Annotated in this window: 8 protein-coding genes; 1 reads left to right on the top strand and 7 read right to left on the bottom strand. The window is 60.2% G+C overall.

Annotated elements, in window-relative coordinates:
* A partial coding sequence (locus tag ACXJ7R_RS23560) for an Lrp/AsnC family transcriptional regulator (protein ID WP_457153941.1) occupies nucleotides 1–406 on the top strand: 406 nt, incomplete at its 5' end.
* A gap of 14 nt (nucleotides 407–420) precedes the next feature.
* On the opposite strand, the gene ACXJ7R_RS23555 is transcribed toward ACXJ7R_RS23560, so the two are convergent.
* The 7 genes from ACXJ7R_RS23555 to ACXJ7R_RS23525 all read right to left on the bottom strand — a co-directional run.
* On the bottom strand, nucleotides 421–990 hold the full coding sequence (locus ACXJ7R_RS23555; RefSeq protein WP_457153940.1) for a DUF3299 domain-containing protein: 570 nt from the start codon (nucleotides 988–990) through the stop codon (nucleotides 421–423).
* 46 nt (nucleotides 991–1,036) lie between these two features.
* The gene (locus ACXJ7R_RS23550) at nucleotides 1,037–1,618 is read right to left on the bottom strand and encodes an N-acetyltransferase family protein (RefSeq protein WP_457153939.1); all 582 of its coding nucleotides are present in this window, start codon (nucleotides 1,616–1,618) and stop codon (nucleotides 1,037–1,039) included.
* Complete coding sequence (locus ACXJ7R_RS23545; protein WP_457153938.1) at nucleotides 1,578–2,282, bottom strand: DNA alkylation repair protein; 705 nt, start codon at nucleotides 2,280–2,282, stop codon at nucleotides 1,578–1,580. The genes ACXJ7R_RS23550 and ACXJ7R_RS23545 overlap by 41 nt, the downstream gene beginning before the upstream one ends.
* Before the next feature lie 8 nt (nucleotides 2,283–2,290).
* A complete protein-coding gene (locus ACXJ7R_RS23540) occupies nucleotides 2,291–3,160 on the bottom strand; it encodes an NAD(P)-dependent oxidoreductase (protein WP_457153937.1) in 870 nt (289 codons plus the stop codon).
* A 113-nt stretch (nucleotides 3,161–3,273) separates the two neighbouring features.
* A complete protein-coding gene (locus ACXJ7R_RS23535; protein ID WP_457153936.1) occupies nucleotides 3,274–4,143 on the bottom strand; it encodes an ABC transporter permease in 870 nt (289 codons plus the stop codon).
* Nucleotides 4,140–4,859, bottom strand: a complete 720-nt coding sequence (locus ACXJ7R_RS23530; RefSeq protein WP_095091530.1) for an ABC transporter permease — start codon at nucleotides 4,857–4,859, stop codon at nucleotides 4,140–4,142. The genes ACXJ7R_RS23535 and ACXJ7R_RS23530 overlap by 4 nt, the downstream gene beginning before the upstream one ends.
* Nucleotides 4,860–4,934: 75 nt before the next feature.
* A partial coding sequence (locus ACXJ7R_RS23525; RefSeq protein WP_457153935.1) for an ABC transporter substrate-binding protein occupies nucleotides 4,935–5,660 on the bottom strand: 726 nt, incomplete at its 5' end.

The following is a 5,660-nucleotide window of genomic DNA, read 5'->3' as shown; positions in this document are numbered from 1 at the left end:
GTCGACGACACCTTGCTGGCGGCGCATCCAGAAGCTTGAGGAAGAGGGCGTCATCAAGCGGCGCGTCGCCATCCTCGACCATGAAAAGGTCAATGTGCGGGTCACCGTCTTCGTGTCGATCCGCACCAATTCGCACAGCCATGAATGGCTGCGGCGGTTTTCCGAGGTCATCCAGGAATTTCCCGAAGTGGTCGAGTTCTACCGCATGAGCGGCGATGTCGACTATCTCCTGCGCGTCGTGGTGCCCGACATCGCCGCCTACGATGCCTTCTACAAACGGCTGATCGCCAAGATCGAGATCCGCGACGTGTCGTCGTCGTTCGCCATGGAGCAGATCAAATACACGACCGAGATCCCACTGGATTACATGGTGCTGGACAAGGAATCTGGCGCCAACGCCGCTTGAGCTGACCGGACTTCTCAGTTCTTTTTCTTGTTGAGGAAGCTCCAGGGTGAGTTCACCGGCAGCGTGATCGTGTCTGGCACGCTGTCGACGCTCACCACATCGGCCTTGCGCAYGGTGTAACCGGACTGGATGACGCTGACGCCATCGAGAATGAACAGCTGGCTTTTCTCCATAGCCGGCTTCAGCGCGCCGGTGACGGCAACCGGCTGATAGGCCTCCGACATCTTGTAGGGGTGGGCCAGCGTGACCAGCACGATCTGGTTGGGCGGCGGCGTCGGCATGTGGCTGCAGGCGCCCGTCCACGGCACCAGCAGGAACTGATAGACAAGGTCTCCGTCGCGATCGACGGGCAATGCATAGCCTGCCAACTGGATAGTCTTGTCCTGCAGATTCAGGGACAGCGTCTCGCCATGGTCGGGCAATTTTGCCGCGATCATCGTCAGCCCGACGTTTTCGGCTGCGGTCTGCGTCGCCGGGCGCAGATCCTTCCAGAATATGTGTGTGGTCTCGGCCGAAGCGCTGGCGGCGGCCACGCACACAAACAACGCCGCGAGCGCTATGGATGATCCGATATCGTTGCTCATTGGCCGCTTCCTTTGGACCCGAGTAGAGACGCCGCTGCCAATGGCGTCAACGCTCGAGCCGCATCACATGTCTGCGAGAACCGGCCATGCCGATCTCGTGGAACCCGCGAGCCGCAAACATGTCGCGAAAGCCCATGAAGCTGTAGCTCGGCGATGCCTGATCGACCGGATAAGCCTCGATCGTTCGGGCCCCCTTGGCGAAGGCGTGATCGATGGCCGCGTCGAGCAGCGCGGATGCCAGGCCACTTCCGCGCAAAGCCCTTGGCACGTAGAAACAAACGATCGACCAAATATCGGTCTGGCTGTCGTCCTGTTGGCGTGACAACCTGCGATAGGTCTGGCGTGGCGCGACCGAGCACCAACCGACGCTCTTGCCGTCAATGAGGGCGAGGATGCCGACCGGCGTGCCGGCGTCGACAAGCGCCATCATGGCCCGCTTTTTCTCGTCGCCCTCGACTTGCTCGCGGCTGGGCAGATAGCGCCAAGCCATGCACCAGCAATATTTCGGTGCGCCCGGCTGTTCGAACAGGTTTTCGAAATCGGCRCGCGTCGAGCGCGTCACTTCCGTAAAGCGGATTTCAGGTCCGTCAGGCTTTCCTGGCGGCGAGGCGCTCGAGCGTCCTGGCATCCGATAGTTCCTTCACAGCATCCTTGCCGATCCAGCGCGCCGTCTTGTCCGTCGATTGCGCGAGCCTTTCGGCGACAGCAAATGCAGCACCGTGCATTTCCATTGATCGCTTGCCGATCGAACGAAGGGCCCAGTTGATCCCCTTTTTCACGAAGTTGCGGCCGTCGGTGGCATGCGCTTCGATGATTGGCAGGAAGGCGAGAAAGGTCGCTTCCGGCTCTTTCTTCCGGTGGACGACGGACCAGGCCATCATGGCAAAAGCCGTGCGTCGAACGAACTCCCGTTCGTCGGCCGCGAACTCGCCGATCAGTTCTTTCCAGGCGTCAGTGTCGACGAAAAGGTCCGAGACGCCATCGACGATATCCCAGGAGTCGAAACTCGACGCCCATTGCCTTGCATCGTCGGCCGAAAACCGCTTCGGGTCGGCCGTGACGGACGCAATGAACTGCGCCTCCATGATCCCTGTCTGCCACAGCGCGAAAGCGCGCTCATGGTTGCGTTTGATTTTCCTGGCAATCTGCCGCTGCACGCCGTGCGAGATGCCGAGCGCACGTTCGATCTTGATGCCGTAGCGCAGCATGCCAAGGCGATTTTCCTCCGAGCCGATCGAGCGCAGATGCGCGACGATTTCGTCGGCACTGGATTGGGGCGAAAGCTCGGTCATCGCGAACCTTATTTTTCCAGGCGCGCCAGCAGCGAGGATGTATCCCAACGCTTGCCGCCCATCGCCTGCACATCCTTGTAGAACTGGTCGACAAGTGCTGTCACCGGCAGTTTGGCTCCGTTGCGGTCGGCCTCGGTCAGGCAGATGCCAAGATCCTTGCGCATCCAGTCGACGGCGAAGCCGAAATCATATTTGCCGGCATTCATCGTCTTGTGCCGGTTCTCCATCTGCCAGGAACCGGCCGCACCCTTGGAAATCACCTCGATCACCTTCTCGATGTCGAGCCCAGCCTTCTTGCCGAAATGGATGCCTTCGGCCAGACCCTGCACGAGGCCGGCGATGGTGATCTGGTTGATCATCTTGGTGAGCTGGYCAGCACCAGCCGATCCCATCAAGCCGACCATGCGGGCATAGGCATCGATGACGGGCCTGGCCCTGTCGAAAGCTTCMTGCTCGCCGCCGACCATGACCGTTAGCACGCCATTCTCGGCGCCTGCCTGGCCGCCGGAGACCGGCGCATCGAGAAACGAAAAGCCACCGGCCTGCGCGGTCGCCGCCAGTTCGCGCGCGACCTCGGCCGAGGCCGTTGTGTTGTCTATGAAGACCGAGCCTTTCTTCATCGATTTGAAGGCACCTTCGGGACCTGTCGTCACCGAACGCAGATCGTCATCATTGCCGACGCAGGAGAAGACGAAATCCTTGCCCTCGGCCGCCTCCGCCGGCGTTAGCGCGAGGCTGCCGCCATGCTGGCCAACCCATTGCTCGGCCTTGGCCTTGGTGCGGTTGTAGACGGTGACGTCATGGCCACCCTTGTTCCTGAGGTGCCCGGCCATCGGATAACCCATCACGCCAAGACCGAGAAATGCCACAGATGCCATGATCTTATCCTTCAGACGGAAACGAAATTTGCTGCAAAAGCTCTAGGCTCTGCGCTCATTTCGTCAAGACGCCTGTGGGCTCATCGACTGGTGCAGGCAGTATATGGAACCAGTCAGCGTTTCAGGTGAATGGTGATCCGGCGTTCGATCCATTCAATGCCATGACGCAATATCTCGACCATGACGAGGTAGACGACGGCGACCCAGATATAGGCCTGAATGTCGAAGGAGTTGGCGAAGGCGAGCTTTGCGTTGCCCATCAGGTCGTAGACGGTGATGATGGCGACGATGGCCGAAGCCTTGATCATCAAGATGAGTTCGTTGCCGTAAGGCCGCAAGGCAACAATCAAGGCCTGCGGCAGGATGATCTTGCGCAAGGTCTGCAGTTTGTGCAGGCCCAGGGAAGCAGCGCCTTCCCACTGGCCCCTGTGCACGCTCTCGATGGCGCCACGCAGGATTTCGGCCTGGTACGCGGCGGTGTTGAGCGCAAAGGCAAAGACGCCGCAGTTGAATGCATCCTTGAAAAAATCCCAAAGCGTGAATCGGGCGACGGACAGCCCATCGCTAAAGACGGGAAGGTAGATGCCGAATTCGCTGAGTTGCGGCCGGAAAGAGCCGACGCCGTAATAGACCAGAAACGTCTGGACCAGCAGCGGCGTGCCACGGAAAAAGTAGACATAGCAATAGGCGAGGCCGGACAAGATCCGGTTCCTGGACATACGGCCGTAGGCGACAGGGAGCGACAGTATTGCCCCAAGCACCATCGCTATGGCGACCAGCGACAGGGTGACCCCAAGCCCGCTCAGATAGGCCGGCGCATACTTGGCAAAGAAGGCCGGATTCCAGGCAAGGACGAGATAGGCAACAATACCCAGGCCGAAGGCTATCCATAGGCCGACGAGCGCATAGCCGGCGATGCGGGGACGCGGCCAGCCCCGCGCCCGTGGCGGTGGCCGTTCGACCATGGTGGCTGTGGCGCTCATCGTTGTGCCTCCCGCCGGCCGAGCGAGCGCAGGATGGCGCTGGTGGCGAAGGACGAAACGATGGCCAGGCCGAGAAAGACCAGGGCCGCTACGCTGTAAAACAGGAACGAGTGCTTGGTGACGCGAGCCGCCACACCCGCGTTGCGCAGCGTCTCGGCGAGTCCGACGACCGACACCAGCGATGTATCCTTGAGCAGACTAAGCCAGCAGTTTTCGAGACCGGGAAACGCGATACGAAGCAGCTGCGGCAAGATCACCTTGCGCATGGTCAGCCAGTTGGAAAGGCCGATGGCATAGCCGCCCTCATACTGGCCTTTCGGTATGGCGCGGAATGCCGACAGGAAAACTTCGCTGGCATAGGACGAGAAGATCAGGGAAAGCACGATCATGCCGGCGACGAAGCCGTTGACGTCGATGGTCGCGTCGGGCCGGAAATATCGGATGAGATGCTGCAGCAGAATTGGCACGCCGAAGAAAAACAGGAAAAGCGTCACCAGTTCCGGCAGGCCGCGGAAGACCGTGGTGTAGATGTTGGCGGCGAGGCGCAGCGAGGGTTCTTCGGACTGTTTGGCGTATGCAATGAAAAAGCCGATCGTCAGCCCKATCGGCAGCGTGGCGAGTGCGAGCGCGACGGTAACCAGGGCGCCATAAGCGATATCATCAAGCCAGCCATCGGGTCCCCAACTAAGAAGTGTCCATAAGCTCTGGGCTGGCATTGACTGGTCTTGTCTCCACGGCGATCACAGAAGACCTAGAGGCGGCGGGAGACCCCCGCCGCCTCTGTCATATTATCAGGATTCGGCGCCGAAGACGTCGAACTTGAAGTACTTGTCGTTGATTTCCTTGTACTTTCCATTGGCGCGAATGGCTTCGATGGCCGCATTGAACTTGTTGACGAGATCGGTCTCGCCCTTGCGTACGGCAATGCCGGCGCCCGGTCCGAAGATGTCGACCGGTTGCGGCGAAGGCTGGCCGAGAATCTTGCAGCATGCGCCATCAGGCGAATCCAGCCACTGCTGAAGCACAACAATATCGTCCTCGATGGCGTCCAGGCGACCATTGGCAAGATCTGCCTGCTCCTCGGGGCTGCTCGGATAGCCCTTGACGGTGCTGTCAGTGTAAGTCTTCGAGGCATAGTTGAAATGCGTGGTCGTGGTGGCGACACCAATGGTCTTGCCAGCGAGATCTGCCTTGGTCACGCCTTTCAGGGTGCTGTCTTTAGGCACGGCCAGGGCCGACGGCGTGTTGTAATATTTGTTGGTGAAGTCGACCTTCTCCTTGCGCTCCGGCGTGATCGACATCGAGGCGACGATGGCGTCGAACTTGCCGGCCTGGAGAGCGGGGATGATGCCGTCCCAATCCTGGGCGACGAAGGTGCACTTGACCTTCATCTGGTCACAAAGCGCCTTGGCGATGTCGATGTCGAAACCGACGAGCTGGCCATCGGCGGTGAGGTTGTTGAAGGGTGGGTAGGCGCCTTCGGTGCCGATCCTCAGGGTCTTTTCCTGGGCCTGGGC

It is taken from the genome of Mesorhizobium sp. P5_C1 (genome assembly GCF_054049815.1).
Note: the sequence above shows the minus strand (reverse complement) of the source record. Positions and strands in the feature narration are given on the sequence as shown.

What these genes read in the sequence shown, in the direction of transcription:
- ACXJ7R_RS23545 (WP_457153938.1), bottom strand. Translation starts at nt 2,282, where the DNA reads ATGACCGAGCTTTCGCCCCAATCCAGTGCCGACGAAATCGTCGCGCAT.
- ACXJ7R_RS23535 (WP_457153936.1), bottom strand. Translation starts at nt 4,143, where the DNA reads ATGAGCGCCACAGCCACCATGGTCGAACGGCCACCGCCACGGGCGCGG.